Origin of the sequence: Photobacterium piscicola, assembly GCF_900166965.1 — a bacterium.
Lineage (GTDB): Bacteria > Pseudomonadota > Gammaproteobacteria > Enterobacterales > Vibrionaceae > Photobacterium > Photobacterium piscicola.
In genome coordinates this window covers 939,008-956,725 of the sequence record NZ_FUZI01000001.1, presented here as the reverse complement: position 1 = coordinate 956,725, position 17,718 = coordinate 939,008, and the positions used below count along the sequence as shown (strand labels likewise).

15 protein-coding genes are annotated in these 17,718 nt (G+C 38.4%); 9 read left to right on the top strand and 6 right to left on the bottom strand.

Features of this window, described 5'->3' with window-relative positions; translation table 11 throughout:
- Positions 1-464 precede the first annotated feature (464 nt).
- Positions 465-2,420, top strand: a complete 1,956-nt coding sequence (locus CZ809_RS04455; protein WP_080156201.1) for a DEAD/DEAH box helicase — start codon at positions 465-467, stop codon at positions 2,418-2,420.
- A gap of 67 nt (positions 2,421-2,487) precedes the next feature.
- Here the strand turns inward: CZ809_RS04455 and CZ809_RS04450 are convergent, their stop codons facing one another.
- Positions 2,488-3,405 (bottom strand): LysR family transcriptional regulator, encoded by a 918-nt coding sequence (locus CZ809_RS04450; RefSeq protein WP_080156200.1) that lies wholly within the window; start codon positions 3,403-3,405, stop codon positions 2,488-2,490.
- A gap of 231 nt (positions 3,406-3,636) precedes the next feature.
- On the opposite strand from CZ809_RS04450, the gene CZ809_RS04445 reads away from it, so the two are divergent.
- Together CZ809_RS04445 and CZ809_RS21110 are read left to right on the top strand one after the other, a co-directional pair.
- Positions 3,637-4,371, top strand: a complete 735-nt coding sequence (locus CZ809_RS04445; RefSeq protein WP_080156199.1) for a beta-ketoacyl-ACP reductase — start codon at positions 3,637-3,639, stop codon at positions 4,369-4,371.
- A 353-nt stretch (positions 4,372-4,724) separates the two neighbouring features.
- Positions 4,725-4,877, top strand: a complete 153-nt coding sequence (locus CZ809_RS21110; RefSeq protein ID WP_158258944.1) for a hypothetical protein — start codon at positions 4,725-4,727, stop codon at positions 4,875-4,877.
- A 56-nt stretch (positions 4,878-4,933) separates the two neighbouring features.
- Here the strand turns inward: CZ809_RS21110 and CZ809_RS04440 are convergent, their stop codons facing one another.
- The 4 genes from CZ809_RS04440 to CZ809_RS04425 all read right to left on the bottom strand — a co-directional run bounded on the left by CZ809_RS04440 (position 4,934) and on the right by CZ809_RS04425 (position 9,748).
- Complete coding sequence (locus CZ809_RS04440; RefSeq protein WP_080156198.1) at positions 4,934-5,734, bottom strand: TOBE domain-containing protein; 801 nt, start codon at positions 5,732-5,734, stop codon at positions 4,934-4,936.
- A gap of 179 nt (positions 5,735-5,913) precedes the next feature.
- Positions 5,914-7,257, bottom strand: coding sequence for a TldD/PmbA family protein (locus CZ809_RS04435; protein ID WP_080156197.1), 1,344 nt, complete (start codon positions 7,255-7,257; stop codon positions 5,914-5,916).
- Positions 7,257-8,642, bottom strand: a complete 1,386-nt coding sequence (locus CZ809_RS04430) for a TldD/PmbA family protein (RefSeq protein WP_080156196.1) — start codon at positions 8,640-8,642, stop codon at positions 7,257-7,259. Before CZ809_RS04430 ends, CZ809_RS04435 begins: the two co-directional genes overlap by 1 nt.
- Positions 8,643-8,758: 116 nt before the next feature.
- Positions 8,759-9,748 (bottom strand): CobW family GTP-binding protein, encoded by a 990-nt coding sequence (locus tag CZ809_RS04425; protein ID WP_080156195.1) that lies wholly within the window; start codon positions 9,746-9,748, stop codon positions 8,759-8,761.
- A gap of 203 nt (positions 9,749-9,951) precedes the next feature.
- Between CZ809_RS04425 and CZ809_RS04420 the strand changes: the two genes are divergently transcribed.
- The 3 genes from CZ809_RS04420 (at position 9,952) to CZ809_RS04410 (ending at position 11,859) form a co-directional block, all read left to right on the top strand.
- Entirely contained in the window at positions 9,952-10,164 is a 213-nt protein-coding gene (locus tag CZ809_RS04420) for a KTSC domain-containing protein (RefSeq protein WP_080156194.1), read from the top strand.
- A 162-nt stretch (positions 10,165-10,326) separates the two neighbouring features.
- Positions 10,327-11,322, top strand: a complete 996-nt coding sequence (locus tag CZ809_RS04415) for a RelA/SpoT domain-containing protein (RefSeq protein ID WP_080156193.1) — start codon at positions 10,327-10,329, stop codon at positions 11,320-11,322.
- A 114-nt stretch (positions 11,323-11,436) separates the two neighbouring features.
- Positions 11,437-11,859, top strand: a complete 423-nt coding sequence (locus CZ809_RS04410) for a PACE efflux transporter (RefSeq protein WP_080156192.1) — start codon at positions 11,437-11,439, stop codon at positions 11,857-11,859.
- A 54-nt stretch (positions 11,860-11,913) separates the two neighbouring features.
- Here CZ809_RS04410 and CZ809_RS04405 read toward each other — a convergent pair whose 3' ends face one another.
- Positions 11,914-13,305 carry a diguanylate cyclase domain-containing protein gene (locus CZ809_RS04405; protein WP_158258945.1) on the bottom strand — a complete coding sequence of 464 codons (1,392 nt, stop codon included), beginning with the start codon at positions 13,303-13,305 and terminating at the stop codon, positions 11,914-11,916.
- A gap of 820 nt (positions 13,306-14,125) precedes the next feature.
- On the opposite strand from CZ809_RS04405, the gene CZ809_RS04400 reads away from it, so the two are divergent.
- The 3 genes from CZ809_RS04400 to CZ809_RS04390 are packed head-to-tail and all read left to right on the top strand — an operon-like array spanning position 14,126 to position 17,672.
- Positions 14,126-15,448, top strand: a complete 1,323-nt coding sequence (locus tag CZ809_RS04400) for a paraquat-inducible protein A (RefSeq protein WP_080156566.1) — start codon at positions 14,126-14,128, stop codon at positions 15,446-15,448.
- Between the two features lie 11 nt (positions 15,449-15,459).
- Positions 15,460-17,100 carry an intermembrane transport protein PqiB gene (pqiB, locus tag CZ809_RS04395; protein ID WP_080156190.1) on the top strand — a complete coding sequence of 547 codons (1,641 nt, stop codon included), beginning with the start codon at positions 15,460-15,462 and terminating at the stop codon, positions 17,098-17,100.
- A gap of 2 nt (positions 17,101-17,102) precedes the next feature.
- Positions 17,103-17,672: a PqiC family protein gene (locus CZ809_RS04390; RefSeq protein WP_080156189.1), complete on the top strand. Its 570-nt coding sequence runs from the start codon at positions 17,103-17,105 to the stop codon at positions 17,670-17,672.
- The last annotated feature ends 46 nt before the right edge of the window (positions 17,673-17,718 follow it).

Below are 17,718 nucleotides of genomic sequence, written 5' to 3'. Positions count from 1 at the left end.
TGTTAATTTGTTTATTTAAATTCATTAAAAAACAACAACTAAAGGTGAGTGTTGTCGAAGAGTGCTCGCTAAGCATAAAAAATCAAAAAGAACACTTATATAAAGAAGGAACAAAAAAAACGGCAATATAAAAATGCTAATAAAAGATTACCCTAATCTAATGTCAAAACTCAGTTTAATAGATTAAGTTTGGTAGCGAGGTTAACTATTGCTCTTATTTTCAACAACATAGTTAATTGGTAATCGATGAAAAGTTCTAAAATGTTTATCAGATGTACTATTTGTTCAATAAATGGTTGTTTGTGAGTTATTTTGTGACGTTGTTCAATTTTTTCTGGCTTTTTATCCAGTATTAGCCCACAATACGCCCCCTATTAGTCGAGGCCCGTGCTAGTGGTTGCTGTTGCAGAACCCTCTGTAGCAAAGGGGCCCCGTTTTTAAGTTGATCATATATTGGGATCCCAATGCAAGAAACTGTTACAGAATTTCGCCAATTAGATTTGGCCGACACGCTTTTATCCGCACTAGACTCTATGGGTTTCGTATCGCCTACACCTATCCAGGCGGCGTCAATACCTCTACTTTTAACTGGTACGGATGCGCTTGGTAAAGCACAGACTGGTACTGGTAAAACAGCAGCGTTCTCGTTGCCTGTACTGAACAAAGTAAATCTTTCTCAGCATAAGCCACAAGCTATTGTTATGGCTCCAACACGTGAGCTTGCAATTCAGGTTGCTGCAGAAATTAAAGTACTTGGTCAAAATATCAAAGGCCTTAAGGTTCTTGAAATTTACGGCGGTGCTTCAATCGTTGATCAAATGCGTGCACTAAAAAATGGTGCTCACATTGTTGTTGGTACTCCTGGTCGTGTTAAAGACCTTATCTCACGTAAGCAACTTCACCTAGACGAAGTATCTACTTTCGTTCTTGATGAAGCTGATGAAATGCTAAAAATGGGTTTCGTTGACGACGTTACTTGGATCATGGAACAAGCACCAGAAACTGCACAACGTGTACTTTTCTCTGCAACTATGCCTCCAATCGTTAAAGAAATCGTTGATCGTTTCTTACGTGATCCAGCACGCATTGACGTTGCAGGTGAGAACCGTACTGTATCTCAAGTATCTCAACAATTTTGGGTTGTTAAAGGCGTAGAGAAAGACGAAGCAATGAGCCGTCTTCTTGAAACTGAAGATACTGATGCATCAATCGTATTCGTTCGTACTCGTCAAGATACTGAGCGTCTAGCTGATTGGTTATCTTCTCGTGGCTTTAAAGCTGCGGCACTTCACGGTGATATTCCTCAGTCGCTACGTGAGCGTACTGTTGATCATATCAAACGTGGCGTGATCGATATTCTAGTTGCAACTGACGTTGTTGCTCGTGGCCTTGACGTTGCACGAATCACACACGTATTCAACTACGATATCCCATTTGATGTTGAGTCATACATCCACCGTATCGGCCGTACTGGTCGTGCTGGACGTGAAGGTAAAGCGATCCTATTGGTTCGTACTAACCAAATCCGCATGCTACGTACTATCGAGCGTGTTACTAAGTCTCGTATGGAAGAAATCCAACTTCCTCTACGTGATCTAGTAGCTGCATCTCGTCTAAACCGTTTAGGTGAAGAACTAGCTGCACAGAAAGAACAAACAAATGTTGATGCATTCGTTGAACTAGTAGCAAAACTACAAGAATCAATCGATGTTGACGCAGCAACACTAGCAGCAATGCTTCTTCAGCGCCAACAAGGTAATCGTCCTTTATTCTATAAAGGTCCAGATCCAATGATCGCAGCTATCGAGCGTGAATCACAACGTCGTGAGCGTCGTGGTGATCGTGATGACCGTGGTAGTGATCGTCGTGGTGACCGTCCTGATCGTGGCGAACGTCGCGGTGAGCGTGGTGGTGAGCGTGGCGAACGTCGCACTTTCAACAGCGCTGATTGGGATACTTACCAATTACAAGTTGGCCGTGAGCAAGGCGTTCAAGTTAAAGATATCGTTGGCGCAATTGCAAACGAACTTGGCTTAAGCAAAGAGTTCATCGGTGCAATTAAACTTGCTCCTTCACATACTTTTGTTCAACTTCCTAAGAAGATGACAGCAGAAGTTGCAGCACAACTGAAGAAACTACGTATTCGCCAGAATGACGTTAAAGCAGTTGTTGTTGAAGGTGAAGTACTACGTGAACATCGTCCACGTACAGGCAATCGCGACGGTAACCGTGGCGGTGAGCGTACTGGTCATCGTGGTAGCCGTGACGGCAATCGCGAAGGCAACCGTGGCGGTGAGCGCGGTGGCGAACGTCGTTTCGATCGCAACCGTGGCAACGACAGCCGTGGTGGCTACCGTGGCAACCGTGATGGTGCAGCAGCACGTCCAGCGGGCGACCGTAAGCCTCGCACTGACGCTTAATTTGCGCTAGCGTAATAAAAAAAGCCAGACGAAAGTCTGGCTTTTTTATGTCTTTTTTTTGAGGGTATCAACTTACATTACGGCTAAGGTTAATGTCTGCGACGCGTTTCAATAGATATTCTTTAAAATTAGCACAGCGAGCTGGCATGTATTTTCTGGGCTTGTAATATAAGCTCAGTTCAAACTCACTGCTAATATAGTCATTAAGCACTGATACTAAATTGTTTTGCTGTAAATCCTCTTGAATCAAGCTGTAAGGCAAATACGCAATTCCCCCACCAGAAAGTGCAATACTTTTTAAAATTTCACTGTCATCAACTTCGACGGTACGTGAAATCTGTACTGAGTTATATTCTCCATCTTGTTCAAAAATCCAACGGTTTCCACCAACAAGCGTGGTTGCAAATAAACATAAATGATTTTTTAAATCGTTAGGAATAACGGGTTGCCCATAACGCACAATATAAGCAGGTGAGCAACATGCTTTTAGTGGCTCACGGAATAGGGTTCGTTTTACCAATAAACTGTCTTTATCTTGAAAACCACGATAAGTCGCATTCGCGCGTATCGCAAAATCAACTTCATGCACATTGTCGACTTCAAAAGCCGTTTCAATAACGACAAAATTAATGTTGGGGTTATCACTGACGTATTCACCAATAATGACACTTAAATAATGCTTGGCAAACAGTGGAGTACAGGCGACTTTTATGGTGCCACTATCTTCTTGGCTGAGGTTTTGTATTTCATTAAGTACATCGGTGATTTGATTATTAATCTGCGTGAAACGTTGAAATAAGTGTTGCCCAGCCTGTGTGACAGAAATTTTGCGCGTAGTTCGTTTTACCAGACTGATGCCCATCATTTCTTCAAGTTCAGTGATCCAACGGCTTCCTGCTGATGCTGAAATACCATATTGTTTTGCTGCTTCTGTGACAGATTGGCACCGTACAACATGCAGAAAAAAGATAATTTTATTTAGCATCGTTTTCCTTACGACAACAATTAAAAGTAAAAATAAGCGATGAATAAAGTATACTAATATGCCTCATGTTGCACTTAATAATAGTGGTAATAATGGCGATTATCTTGTTTATGCAATTGTGTCTTGTGATATTAGGCCTAATGTTCTCGCTAGAGTTATCTAGAATGAAGATTAAGCACTTAGTTTTACTTTGTGTAATAGGATGATAATAAATATAAAGAGGGGAAAAATATGTTAGCAGGTAAAGTATGTCTTGTAACAGGTGGGGCTCAAGGAATTGGCCGTTGTATTGTTGAAACCTTTGCTCGTCAAAACGCAACCCGTGTTATTGCTTGTGATATGAATATGGGCATGATGGCGGATCTAGAACAACAGTTTCCTAATGTGACCGCTTTAGAGCTTAATGTTTGTGATCGACAAGGGGTTGCAGATGCTGTGAAGCAGTTAACAGAACAATATGGGCATATTGACGTTTTAGTGAATAATGCTGGCATCACACGTGATAATTTAATCGATAAAATGACAGAGGCTGACTGGGACTTGGTCATGGATGTTAATCTCAAAGGGGTATTTAATATGACCCAAGCGATTGCACCTACGATGATGCAAACAGGCAGTGGTTCAATTATTACCATGTCGTCAGTTGTGGGAACCGACGGTAATATAGGTCAGACTAACTATGCCGCCACTAAAGCTGGTGTGATTGCAATGACGAAGTCATGGGCAAAGGAGTTTGCGCGTAAAGGTGCACAAGTACGTGCAAATTGTATTGCTCCTGGGTTTATAGAAACACCAATGACGGTCGACTTACCTGAAAAGGTGATTGATCATATGACATCAAAAACACCATTAAAGCGTATGGGTAAAGCACAAGATATTGCGAATTGCGCATTATTTTTAGCGAGTAAACAATCAAGTTTTATTACGGGACAAGTATTAAAAGTCGATGGTGGACTGGTTATTTAGTGATTGATTATGATTAAGCGTTGTTTTAAAACCATTGTGTCTATTGATTGTTAATATTAATAGATGCAATGCTTTTTATATTTATCACGCTAAGGGTATGGTTATATAAGCATCATATTTATCAATGTTTCTTTGTTTATGTTAGTTTACGGTAAAATTAGTATATTTTTGAAATTAAAGTGAAGGTTTAATTAATAAAAAGCGTTAAAATGCTAGTAGCGTAAATTGCACTTTACTGGTATTTCATAATGATATTTTCATCGGCTACACTATGGTTTATAAGTATTGCTTGCGTTCCATTATCCGTCACCTTTTTTTTATGTTCACTTAAACAGAAAAAAATTTGGTGGAATATGACGACATTAGCGTTTGTCTTTATTGCCTGCGGATTGATCGTTGTTCAGCAATATGAAGATTATGCACGTTTTACTGACTGTATAAGAAAAGGTTTTAACTACAATGCATTTTCAGGTGAATGTAGTGTGGGTGTACAAGATATAAAATGAGGATTGATAATAAGCTCATTCCTTTGAGCATAAGGTTATTATTATCAATTTATTCTTTAGCACATACTCGCAACAATAACCTGAGTTGAATGAAATAAGCCGTAAATAGGCATACCTAACCGTAACGTTTCATCCATTAAATCTTGGTTGTCAACGAAAGCACAAATGCTAATTTCATCAGTTAAGCTAATTGTGATTTCAGTTGATTGCTTATCTTGTTTCATTGCGGTAAGTGTACCAAGCAATTGGTTATCAAACCGATCCCGCTTTCCATGAATAAGATTTTCTTCACTACAGACCGTAATTGCTGGCCCTTTAATTAATGTCACCACATCTTTGTTAGGCTTAAGGTGCAAACGCAAGGTACTGCCATGGGTGATTGTTGCTTGAATCTGATGCTGCTCAGTAATCGCAATAGTGACCACATCATATAGGTCATGGGTTTCAATGGCGCTAATATGCCCAAATAATTGATTACGCGCGCTTGTTTGTAGTGAGAAACGACTCATAACGCCGAGCAGGCTATCAAGAGGTGCATTTTCATCATTAAGCGCTTGTAAGCCCATATCTTGAATTTTATTTAACAGATCATACATCTGGATCAGACGTTGACCAAATCGCGTTAGGGTTGCGCCACCACCGCCTTTACCACCTTTCTCACAGTTAACTAACGGTTGTTCGTTGCTGGTGTTCATATCTTTAATTGCATCAAAGGCGGCTTTATAGCTAATGCCTGCTAATTTAGCTCCTTGGCTGATAGAACCCGTTGTATCAATGGCTTTTAAGAGTGCAATACGACGTGGGTTAGCAAACATTTTATTATTCATTTGTAGTGTTGCAATGGCAGTAAGATTCATGGTCTTATTCTCATTCTTATTAGGTGTTTTTTCTATGTTATCGCATTTTGTGAAAGATTTTAAATCTAATAATAGGGATTGTTAGTTGTAACGATACTAATGGACAAGTATTTGAGTTGGCGCAAAAAAAAACCTTACTGATGAAGAACATCAGTAAGGTTTAATCAGGTTAAATTGTATTATTTCCCTGCGATATTTAAGCGAGAGAAGCGTATTTTAGGAGCATAGAAACTGCGGCTATAGTCATTATCAAGTTGGTTTCCTACGGCATCAATTTCTTTGATCATTTGGTAGAAATTACCGGCAACAGTAATACCACGAACCGCTTGTACGCGTTGTCCGTCACGGCAGAGAAAACCACTAGCACCAAATGAGAAGTCACCACTTACGGCATCAGCACCTGAGTGAACGCCTTGTAATTCAACTAATTCAAGGTATTCACCAGCGGTAATATCTGCTTCGGAACTACTGCCTGCTTGAATAACGGTATGAGAACCACCGACACCTAATCCACCTTTGGCTGAACGGGAACCATTGGCTGTATTCTCGATGCCAAAATAACTCGCAGTGTGGCTATTGTGTAATAAGCTCTGAAGCTTACCTTCACCAATTAATAATGTGTCACGGGTTGCAAATCCCTCACTATCAAATGCTTTAATTGCAAAGCCGCCATTTACATACGCGGTATCAGTAATAGTTAGCAGTGGGCTTGCAACTTGAGTATGAAGCGCATCACGCCAAGGGTTTATCCCTTTCATTGCTGCTTGTCCTGATAGACACATGCCATAAGCAGAAAAGAGGTTACTCAAAGCACTAAGGGTAAATATTACCGAGTAGTGCTTACTGGCAATGGGAGCACCATCTAATAGTGCTTGTGCCATGTCGTAGCCGTGGTTAATACAATATGTTGAATCTAGCTGATGAAATAAACGTCCTGATGACATACCACCATGCATGGCTTGTTTACCATCTTTTTCATATAAAGTATAAGCATAGCAATATGTTGAACGTTCATTATGACTGCATAATGTGCCTTGGGTGTTGGCTAAAATGACATGGCTATCTGATTCAGCAAAACCATTGTAAGGTGCGCTGGTCGCATTAGGCTTACTCACTACACCTTGCTCTAACGATAACGCAAGTGCAATTTTGTCGTCAACAGTTGCCGTTTCTATTTGGTACACTTCAGGTTCAATTGTCGCTAATCGGCTATCAAGACAACTGATGTTCTGATGGGGATCTTGTTGAGAATATTCAGCATTAATTAGCGCATTATTTACCATTAAATCAAGGCTAGCGATATCAAGTGATTCTGAGTAACTGGTGGCCGTACGTTGATCTTTAACTACTCGTACACCAATGACTTGACCAGATGTTACTTTATATTCATCCAGTTCGCCTTGGTTAGCTTTTAATGAAAAATTGTTACTGCGATTTGCAATAACATCAGCTTCGGCATTATGTGCCTTAACACGATCAAGGACGTAATCGATGGCCTGTTGTAGTGCATTTTGATCTGTCATTAGTTGCCACCTCCCACAAGAATATTATCCACTTTCAATGCTGCTTGACCGACGGTTGTTGGCACTGAGCCACTTACAGATCCGCACATGCCAGCGGCAAGGGCAAAATCATTACCTATCATGCTAATTTCTTTTAGTACTTTAGGGCCGGTGCTGATTAATGTGGCTGATTTTAGTGGCTTGGTGATTTTACCGTTTTCAACTAAATATGCTTCTTGGACGGCAAAGTTAAACTCACCCGTACCTGGCTGTACTGATCCGCCGCCCATTTTCTTAGCATAAATACCATGTTCAACGCCCGCAAGCATATCATCAAGAGTGCTTGTTCCCGGTTCAATAAAGGTATTACGCATTCGTGAAGTAGGGGCGAACTTATAAGACTCGCGTCGACCGGAACCTGTACGTTCAAAGCCAGTTTTTAGCCCACCCATACGATCGACCATAAAACTAGTTAGCTTACCGTCTTTAATCAATTGAGTGCGTTGGGTTTCCATGCCTTCATCATCAATATTGATGGAACCCCATTGATTGGTCATGGTGCCATCATCAACAGCACTAACAACAGAATTAGCAATCATTTCGCCCATTTTGTCGTAAAAAACCGAGGCTTTTTTAGCAACAGAAGTGGTTTCAAGTAAGTGACCACAGGCTTCATGGAAGATAACGCCACCAAAGCCGTTACCAATGATGACAGGCATTTCACCAGATGGACAGGCGTCAGCAAACAGTTTAACCATGGCTTGTTGTGCCACATCATATCCCAGTTTTTGTGCGTCTAGATGGGTGTTAAATTCCCATCCTGTAAATGCGCCAGGTGCTTCGTAACCTGTTGATTGCTCACTACCATTTTGTGCAACAGCATTAGCAGAAATACGGGTGTAATGACGGGTATCGCCAATATGAAGGCCATCGGAATTGAAGATCTCAATTTGCTGTTCACGTTGTGCAACACTACCGATAAATTGGGCGATTTTTTCGTTTTCAGCGCGAGCAGCTTGATCCGCTTGGCGTAAGAAGGCAATTTTAGCCGCCATATTGGTGTCTTGGCTTAGCGGTAATTGACAGCTATGTTTATTGTCATAACGGCTTAAATCGAAAGAGCCCGCCGTTAATATTTGGTCGCGTTTATCTTTTGCAGCCAGTAAAGAAGTAACACGTTTTAACTCTTCTTCATCGGTGCTATTGGTGTAACCGTAGAGGACTTTATGGCCAAAGAATAGGCGGATGCCAATGCCAAAATCAATGCCTGAGTTAACTTTATCAATTTCAGCCGAGATAAGTTGGACTGAACTTGATTGATGATGTTCGACAAATAATTCAGCAAAATCGGCACCAAGAAATAGCGCGTGATCAATGACGGTTTTAGCAGTATTAGGGTTTAGCATTTGTGCTCCCTTCTTTTTATGAGCTCTATTTTATAACCTAGCAGTAAAGTGATAAAATTTCTCACTATTACTGCAATCGGTATGAGCAATGAATCGATAAGTACGGATCAATAGGGTTATTTAGCTACTGTGTTTTCAGTGATTGAACATAAAATATTCTCTAGTTCATCCCACGGTAGAACTTCACTATCGATCACTTCAATGCGTGATTCAAAGCCTTCTAGCGAGAGTTCATTAACCGATACCACTTGATTGACCACGTTAAAGGCAAAGCAGCCATTTTCAGTATTCACTACAGCCTTAACACGATTAGCATTAAGATTAGAAAATAGACTAAATAGTTTTGAAAATTCAAATAATTGATCAGCTGCGAAGAACCAACCGCAACTGTGATAACCCTGACCATGGTTTTCTTTACGAATAAACTGCTGACCAGGAGCGAGCTCTAATTCTGGCAATGGTTCCATTTGATTATCGTGATGGTGGTGGTGGCTATGCTGTGCCTGACGTTCTATACGTTCAATGTCTAGCCACTCAAGTTCAAGACGACCATGATCTACTTCTGCGATTAGGGCTTTTTTAGGCTCTGCTTTTTCCATTGCGGTTTGGAATGTGTATAAATCAAAATCGTCACACTGATCGATTTTGTTGGCAACAACAACATCAGCTAATGCAAGTTGATCTTGGAAATTAGCGTTATCAGTATAAATACTGTCAGCAAAATGGCGAGGGTCAACCACTGTGATGGTTGCTCGAAGATCAACATAATTACGGTAGCTTTCAGAGGTTAACTTATTGATGACTTCTTTGGGATGACCGAGGCCTGTTGGTTCTAACAATAAGCGGTCAGGTTTTTGTGCGAGTAATGCGTTAATACCTACAGACATAGGTAAACCTGCCACACAACACATGCAGCCACCAGGGACTTCTTTAATAATTGCCCCTTGCTGTTCTAAAATAGCACCATCGACACCAACATTACCAAATTCATTAATTAAAATGGCCCACTTTTCATGTTCAGGTTTGCGAGCGAGCAAAGAAAGAATAGAGGTCGTTTTCCCTGCACCTAAGAAGCCAGTAATAATATTTGTTGGAATACGTTTCATGTTTTTACTCAATTCCTAAACGATTAAGTACCAAAATAATACGGTCAGTTTACGTGAGCAGCCCTAAAGTGACTAGTATAACTGAGAGAAGCGTTAGTTAAGTGCCGTTTTTGGCTGCAAAAATGATGAAAAGCAAAAAAAAGTAGGTATGTTATAACGTTTTTGGCATGATTAATTATTCAAATAATAACGAGTGAATATGAATGATTAATTGGTTTATTGTGAGTTCTGATGTGATAAAAAAAATAGGGCATGATGCGAGTAATGACTGCCTTTATATTGATTTTGGCCAGCGCGGTGAATACGAAGTTTATACTAATGTATCTCTATATGCTTTTTATCATTTTTCGTTAGCCACATCGATTGATGAGTATTACCAGCAGGTTATTCGGTCAAGTTATTCACTGCAGTCTTAATATTATTAGTGGTAACTTTGTTATCATTTTAATATTCGTATTAAGTTGAAAAATATATGTAAAAAGAATAATTTAACTCATTTATTAAAATAACAAACACAACAATAAGTAATTGTTCGTTCGTTTTTATCTGTAATGTTATTTATCAATAAGTGAGTCAACATGAGTATTGCTTCTTTGACAGAAGATGAGTTTCTTCACCAGAATCGAATTAGTCAACAGCAGTGGCAAGCAAGCCAAATTTCATGGTCGACATTAAAAGCAATTGGTTTGTGTCATGAACAACGAACCGAGGCATTGAATGTTACCGCAGAATCATATGCACGCATTATTCAGCAATGTTCTCATGTTCATTCTGTTCGTTGGCGAGTGAAAAAACCACAGCATTTGATGGAGAAAATTGTTCGAAAAACACAACCTAATAGTGCGACGTTTAAAGCTAAATATCTCGGTATTAATCAGTATAATTATGACGCCATTGTTACTGATCTTATTGGCGTACGTGCGCTACATTTATTTAAAGATGATGGGTTAGCTATTCATGATTATTTAATGAGTAAGTGGCAATATGAAGAGCCACCGGTTTATTATGTTCGAAATGGTGATGATGAAGTGTCGGCTGAATTACCCGCAGATATTACAGTAAAAATACATCCAGCAGGTTATCGATCATTACATTATGTGTTTGGTAGTGAACTACAACACCGACGTATTTTTACTGAAGTACAAGTGAGAACTATTTTTGAAGAAGCATGGACAGAAATAGATCATAAAATACGTTATCCCAATTTTTCTACTGATGCAGAAATTTGTTCTTTTTTATTAATATTTAATCGTCTTGTTGGATCTGCTGATGAAATGGGATCGTTTGTAAAACAGCTTGCTATTGAGGCTGAGCAACGACAACAAGCATTAATCGTATCAAAAAATAGAACCGAAACAAGTGTGCTTGACGTTGAAGATTTATTTCAACAATTAGAAGAGAAAGCTGAAAAACAACATAATTATCAATTAGTTATTGATCAACTTCGCCAGCAAGTCATGCAATTACAGGCGGATAAAAAAGCGTTACAACAATCCATGAATTTAAATATGCTATCGTCGTCAACTATGGTAACTCAGCGCAGCTATAAGGCTTCGGAATTGTTAGACAAATAGTTAATCTATCTCTTTTGCGGATAGGTTCTAGCTTGTTAATAGCAAAAAAACATTTATAGTCCGTATACAGAAAAGCTATCGATTATAAAAATACATGTACTGAGGGAATTTTTGATGAGAACGCGGTTGGATCGTATTCGCCATGCGATTTGTTTTGAAGTTATTGGTTTAATTTTATTGGTGTGTGTATTAAGCCAATTCGGGTTTGATGGTAGTCATGTTGGCGTAGTCGGGATTGCTTTTTCAATTTTAGCAACGGGTTGGAACTATATTTACAATATATGGTTTGATCGTATGCTTTATCGTCGTTATAAAACAACGGTAAAAACTACAATTGTTCGTATTCTTCATAGTATTGGATTTGAAGCTGGACTTCTTTTTGTTACGATTCCTATCTTATCTTGGGCGCTAAAAGTGACGTTATGGGAAGCTTTTGTGCTTGATATTGGAATGGTACTCTTCTATCTCATTTATGCATATGTGTACAACATTGCTTATGACCGCTTATTTCCAGTGCCAGTAGTACCACAAGATTAATACCGAATAATGTAAAAAAAGCCCCTAATGTTGATGATAACATTAGGGGCTTTTTTAATGGTTAACATAAAAACTGTAACAGTTTTTGCCCTTTTTCTTACTGTCATAAACCGCTTGATCTGCATTGTTGATCAATTGTTCGATATCGCGTGTTTGATTATCTGTTACGGCAACACCAATCGATGCTGAAAACGGAATGACTATGTCACCATTACTTACGGAACCATTTAGCTGACTAATCAGAGTTTCTAATATGTTGATTAAATCTGTTTCATTATTGAAACCACTGGTTAATACAATAAATTCATCCCCACCAAAACGACCAATTAAATCGATTGGATTATTAAAAAATGACTTCACATGTTGGGCAAAGATACTAATAACATCATCACCGTAATAATGACCTAAGGTGTCATTGATGGTTTTAAGGTTATCTAGGTCTATAAAAAGTAAGGCTAAATTTTGATGACGTTTTTGAATCGTAATGTTTGCATGTTGAATAAAGTACTTACGATTCAGTAAATTTGTTCGAGAACAATAGACACCATCTTTAGTCGTGTTAATGATGTTTTTAAAATGATGATTTATATCGATATTGCTATTTTTAGATGGTGATTGAATTGGAACAATAGAGGTACTTTCTTTAATAAATGCATCTATCGGAGATGTAATGATAGATACTTTTTTCATTAGGTAATAGCCAATAGCGATTGATGCAATGACAGAGATACAAATATTAATAATCATAAAAAGAACTCTATCTTTTAAATATTGATTATAGTTAAGTGTTGTAACTAAATACCAAGGTGTATTTTTTAATGGATGTAATGATAATATTTCAAGTTGATTTTTATTATTGATAACATGATAACTAAATGTGTTTTTATTCTTAATGTTATGTGATATTTGTTCGTTATTTAATGAAGAATAAATATTATTTTTCTTGAGTGTATTCGTGTTCTTACAATTATTACTGGTGTCTTTGCAATCATTGAGAATATTATTTTTGATGCTGGTGTTTTCTTGATAAGTTAAGGCGTGATTGATATCAGCATAAGAGACTGATGCAAAGATAGTGCCTTCATTAATGCTATTATTAAACGGCTTACAGATTATATAAACATAGCTATTAGAGATAGGAGAGTAGATTAAGTTACTAATCGTTAATCTTTTTTCCTGTATTGCTTGCTGAAAATAATGACGATAGTTTATATTTTCAGCATTCATTCGGTAAGTTGTTGCAGCATTACCTTTCATGTCACTAATACCTAATGTTTCGATATTAAATGCTTGTTGATAGGGGCGAATAATTTCAATTCGTTGGGGTAACTGTAATGATAGATCCTGCATGACGGTATCATTCGATATTGCTGTTAATAAGTCAGTATGTTTACTAACAATCGTTAATACATTGTTCTCTGTGACGGTCTGATTTCGTGTCAGCATCTTTTGAATATTAGTATATTGGTTATAGGACCAATAGCCTATATTGAATATAACTAATAAGCTTAGACATAGTAAAATGTAGTGGGTGATCTTCTTTCTAATACTATGGCTAATGTTCATGTTGTGGTGTCTTTTATCGGATAATATATTGATACTTAATGAAATACTATATTACTGTGTTTGAAATACAGATGAATAGTCTTTATTTGTAACAATTCATCATGATTTCAAATCATAAGTAGGGATAAAAGTGGTTAAATTTACAATAAGCAGTATTTTTGTGTGAAAAAAAGGCGTTTTATTGGAGATTTGTGCTTTATTAAACTAAGTAGCATAATTCTGTTATTAGAAGAAGAGCATAAGTAAAAATTAACTGTTGGTAAATGTAATGCAGCATAGAGCGAGAATACTGTTATAATGTATACCGTTCAAAATAAAATTTCATAGTAAAGATAATGATAACTAATCATAAATAATCTAACTATATTAAACAATATATAAGGATTAATTATATTAATTAGCCAACTTTTGTTGTTAAGTTTTTGATGTTTAATGCATTACTTGTAATTATTGGATTGCGTTTTAGAATGATGGAATAACTGGCATATTCTAAAATAATCATATGTAGCGATATAGATTTAGGATGTGATAATAATGCGGTTTGGGGGGCTCAGCGAAAGACTGCTGACCATTTGTCTATTTTTTGAAAATGATTTTTAACATGTTAGTAAACTATACTATCAGATTTATTTGTCATAGGTGATGTACGTTGAGTAAACAAAGTAAACTCGCACGAAAGGCGGTTGACGTGCAACAATCGATGATGATTGCGTGTGAAGAGTGTGGGTTAGTCGTTGATATCCCGAATTTAAATGAAGGTGAAAAAGCGACGTGTCCTCGTTGTGGTCATACTTTAATCAAAACCGTTAGTTTACCTTTTCAACGTCCAGTTGCTTACGGTATCGCGTGTTTGATCATGCTAGCATTAAGCCTCTCATTTCCATTTTTATCTTTTACTGTAAATGGTATGGGGCATCAAATTACACTGTTAAATGCGGCGGAAACATTGCAGCATTTTGAAAATAGTGTTTTAGCAGTTTTATTAATGACAACCGTTATTGTGTTTCCTGCGGCATATATAGTGTTAGTTCTTTACCTTTATTATTGTGCCCACAAAGTAAAGAATATTGGACATGTGATTCATGCGCGTAGTTGGCTTAAATTTTTATGCCGAGTATTGTTTAAAATCCAGCCATGGCTAATGGTTGATGTATTTTTAATTGGCGTGTTAGTGAGCCTTGTTAAAATATCCGCATTAGCTCACATAGGCTTAGGGAATTCGTTTTGGGCGTTTTGTCTTTACAGTGTATTAGTCGTTAAATGTGTTTCATTAGTTGATAGAACGTGGTTGTGGGATCAGTTTTTTGCCATGGTTCCCGTAGCAGGGGTTCATGATGGTGATACACATATGGATCATAACCATGTTGGGTGCCATGCTTGTAATCAAATAAATCCAATGCCAACAACCCATCACGCACGTTGTTTACGTTGTGATAGCCGATTACATGTCTTTGATGCTACCCATTCATTGCAATTTGCTTGGGCATATTTAATTGCCTCCATCGTTTTTTATATTCCCGCTAACTTATATCCAATGATGTACACCGTGAGTTTAGGTCAAACTGAAGGCTCTACGATTTTAGGCGGTGTTGTATTACTTTGGAAAATGGGGTCGTGGCCGATTGCATTAGTTATTTTCATTGCCAGTATTTTTATTCCTATGGCAAAAATGTTTACCTTAGCATGGCTCTACTTTTGTGCGGGTAAGCAAGCAGATAATTCCGCCCATGTCGCAATTAAACGTTTAAAATTATACCGTTTAACCGAATTTATTGGTCGTTGGTCTATGGTTGATATTTTCGTTGTTGCTATTTTGGTGGCTTTAGTACAGTTACAAAATGTGATGGCAATTTCACCGGGTCCTGCGGCGTTATGTTTCGCAACGGTGGTGATATTTACAATGTTATCAGCGATGAGTTTTGATCCGCGGGTATTTTGGATACCTAAAGGTAAGTCGTATAAACAAGATTCAGAGTTAGATGCTACTGAATCCCATTCAGTAGTGCCTAGTGTACATAAATGAGAAAGCAGATTATGAGTGATAACCAGCCGGTTGAGGCTAAAGTGCAACGTTTGAAACAAGTATCACCAATATGGATTGTTCCATTGGTTGCGTTAGGCATTGGTATTTGGATGTTTGTTCAATATCTAAATAGCCAAGGGCCTGTCATTACGATTCGATTGCCAAATGCATCAGGCATTGAAGTGGGTAAAACCGCGATTAAATCGTTGAACGTTAAAGTGGGTGTGGTAACCAAAGTCCAATTAAGTGAAGACTATAGTTACATTACCGTGACAGCTCAAATGGATAACGATACAGGGCGCATGCTTAAAAATGACACGCTATTTTGGGTGGTTAAGCCGCGCATCGGTAAAGGTGGTGTATCTGGCTTAGATACTTTGCTTTCTGGTTCATATATTGAAATGCAACCAGGTGAAGGTAAAGAAGATAAGCATCATTTTGTTGCACTTGATGTTCCGCCAGTTGCTCCTGCGGATGCAAAAGGGTTACGTGTTATTTTAACCAGTCGTCAGGCGGGTAAATTAGGTGTTGGTGATCCAGTTCTTTATGACGGATTTACTGTTGGTCGTGTTGAACAAGTAGGTTTTGACATCAATAGTAAACGCGCTAATTACCAATTGTTTATTTTTGAACCTTACGATCGCTTAGTACGCACCAGTAGTAACTTCATCTTATCTTCTGGTGTCCAAGTGAAAGTTGGTGCTGAAGGTTTTGATGTTAAAATTGGCTCATTAGAATCATTAATTACAGGTGGCGTAACATTCTCTACGCCGATTGATGACCAAGGTACACAACAAGCGAAGCAAAAATCATACTACCGTTTATACGATAATACAGCGGAAGTTCGCGAGAAGACGTTTGAACAACATCTTGATTTTGTGATGCTATTTAGTGAATCTATTCGTGGCTTAAAAGCTGGCGCTCCAATTGAATATCGCGGTATTCAAATTGGTACAGTACAAAAAGTGCCATTACGTTTACCAACAAGCCAAGAAGGTTTTACCAGTAAGCAGATTCCAGTATTAGTACGCATCGATCTTGGTCGTGTTTATGATCATACTGATGAAGGTACTTTAGCGTCATTGCATGCCAATCTTGAAAAAGAATTTAAGAAAGGCCTACGAGCAACATTGAAAACCGGTAATTTATTGACTGGTGCATTGTATGTTGGCACTGATGTTTATAAAGGTGAAAAGCCAGTTCAAGCATTGGAATATGATGGTTATGATATCTTCCCAACTAAAGCTGGTGATTTAGCTGAGGTACAGAAGCAACTAACAAACTTATTAACGAAATTTAATAAGCTGCCTGTTGAAGATACTTTAAACTCAATGACGGCAACGTTAAAAGCATCTGAAAAAACCATGGCGACTATGCAAACAACGATCAATGATTTAGATCGTTTATTAAAGCAAAAAGACACACAAGCATTACCTGGTGATGTACGTGCGAGCCTAAAACAGATTCAGACAACACTCAATGGGTTTGGTCCTGATGCAGCACCATATCAGAACCTTGAAGGTGCATTAACACGTTTTGAAGCAGTGATGACTGAATTACAACCTGTGTTACGCCAACTAAATGAAAAACCAAATTCACTTGTGTTTGGTGATGAGCAAACAAAAGATCCAGTACCTGTTGGAGGTCGTTAATAATGAAAAAGTGGTTAATCATCGCAATGGCTACTTTAGCCGTAACGGGTTGTAGTAGTGCACCTGAAGGAATAAATACCTTCTTGTTGCCCGCGGGTAAAACATTGACCGTATCACACGCCAATAATCAACCATTATTGATTGTGCGTCCGGTTGAAGTTGCAGCACACTTATCAGGTACTGGCTTAGTTTATCAAACGTCAGCAACAGAAATAGTGGAAGCACAGCAAAACTTATGGGGTGAGGCATTAGCGAAACAGCTAACACGTCGCATTACTCATGACTTACGCCAAAAGCAACATCGTTTATGGGCAACACAGCTAACACCAACCTTATCAACAGTGGGAGCACCGCGTTTACAGGTACGTATTAACCAGTTTAATGGTGTATATACAGGTGTCGCTAATGTGGCTGGTGAGTGGATGATCATTGGTGCTAGTGGTGACCTGCAAACAGTGCATCCATTTGAGTTTAGTGTGCCATTATCTAAAGACGGTTATAGCGCCCAAGTTGAAGCGCTATCAACTGCGGTTGGTGAATTAACAACTCAAATAGCAAATGCAGTGAAGTAATATATTCACTTAAAAAGAAGCCCACAGGTTAATAGCTTGTGGGCTT

Excerpts from the sequence above, each read along its gene's own strand:
- CZ809_RS04455 (WP_080156201.1), top strand. The coding sequence starts at position 465 with ATGCAAGAAACTGTTACAGAATTTCGCCAATTAGATTTGGCCGACACG.
- CZ809_RS04450 (WP_080156200.1), bottom strand. The coding sequence starts at position 3,405 with ATGCTAAATAAAATTATCTTTTTTCTGCATGTTGTACGGTGCCAATCT.
- CZ809_RS04445 (WP_080156199.1), top strand. The coding sequence starts at position 3,637 with ATGTTAGCAGGTAAAGTATGTCTTGTAACAGGTGGGGCTCAAGGAATT.
- CZ809_RS21110 (WP_158258944.1), top strand. The coding sequence starts at position 4,725 with ATGACGACATTAGCGTTTGTCTTTATTGCCTGCGGATTGATCGTTGTT.
- CZ809_RS04440 (WP_080156198.1), bottom strand. The coding sequence starts at position 5,734 with ATGAATCTTACTGCCATTGCAACACTACAAATGAATAATAAAATGTTT.
- CZ809_RS04435 (WP_080156197.1), bottom strand. The coding sequence starts at position 7,257 with ATGACAGATCAAAATGCACTACAACAGGCCATCGATTACGTCCTTGAT.
- CZ809_RS04430 (WP_080156196.1), bottom strand. The coding sequence starts at position 8,642 with ATGCTAAACCCTAATACTGCTAAAACCGTCATTGATCACGCGCTATTT.
- CZ809_RS04425 (WP_080156195.1), bottom strand. The coding sequence starts at position 9,748 with ATGAAACGTATTCCAACAAATATTATTACTGGCTTCTTAGGTGCAGGG.
- CZ809_RS04420 (WP_080156194.1), top strand. The coding sequence starts at position 9,952 with ATGATTAATTGGTTTATTGTGAGTTCTGATGTGATAAAAAAAATAGGG.
- CZ809_RS04415 (WP_080156193.1), top strand. The coding sequence starts at position 10,327 with ATGAGTATTGCTTCTTTGACAGAAGATGAGTTTCTTCACCAGAATCGA.
- CZ809_RS04410 (WP_080156192.1), top strand. The coding sequence starts at position 11,437 with ATGAGAACGCGGTTGGATCGTATTCGCCATGCGATTTGTTTTGAAGTT.
- CZ809_RS04405 (WP_158258945.1), bottom strand. The coding sequence starts at position 13,305 with ATGCTGACACGAAATCAGACCGTCACAGAGAACAATGTATTAACGATT.
- CZ809_RS04400 (WP_080156566.1), top strand. The coding sequence starts at position 14,126 with ATGATGATTGCGTGTGAAGAGTGTGGGTTAGTCGTTGATATCCCGAAT.
- pqiB (WP_080156190.1), top strand. The coding sequence starts at position 15,460 with ATGAGTGATAACCAGCCGGTTGAGGCTAAAGTGCAACGTTTGAAACAA.
- CZ809_RS04390 (WP_080156189.1), top strand. The coding sequence starts at position 17,103 with ATGAAAAAGTGGTTAATCATCGCAATGGCTACTTTAGCCGTAACGGGT.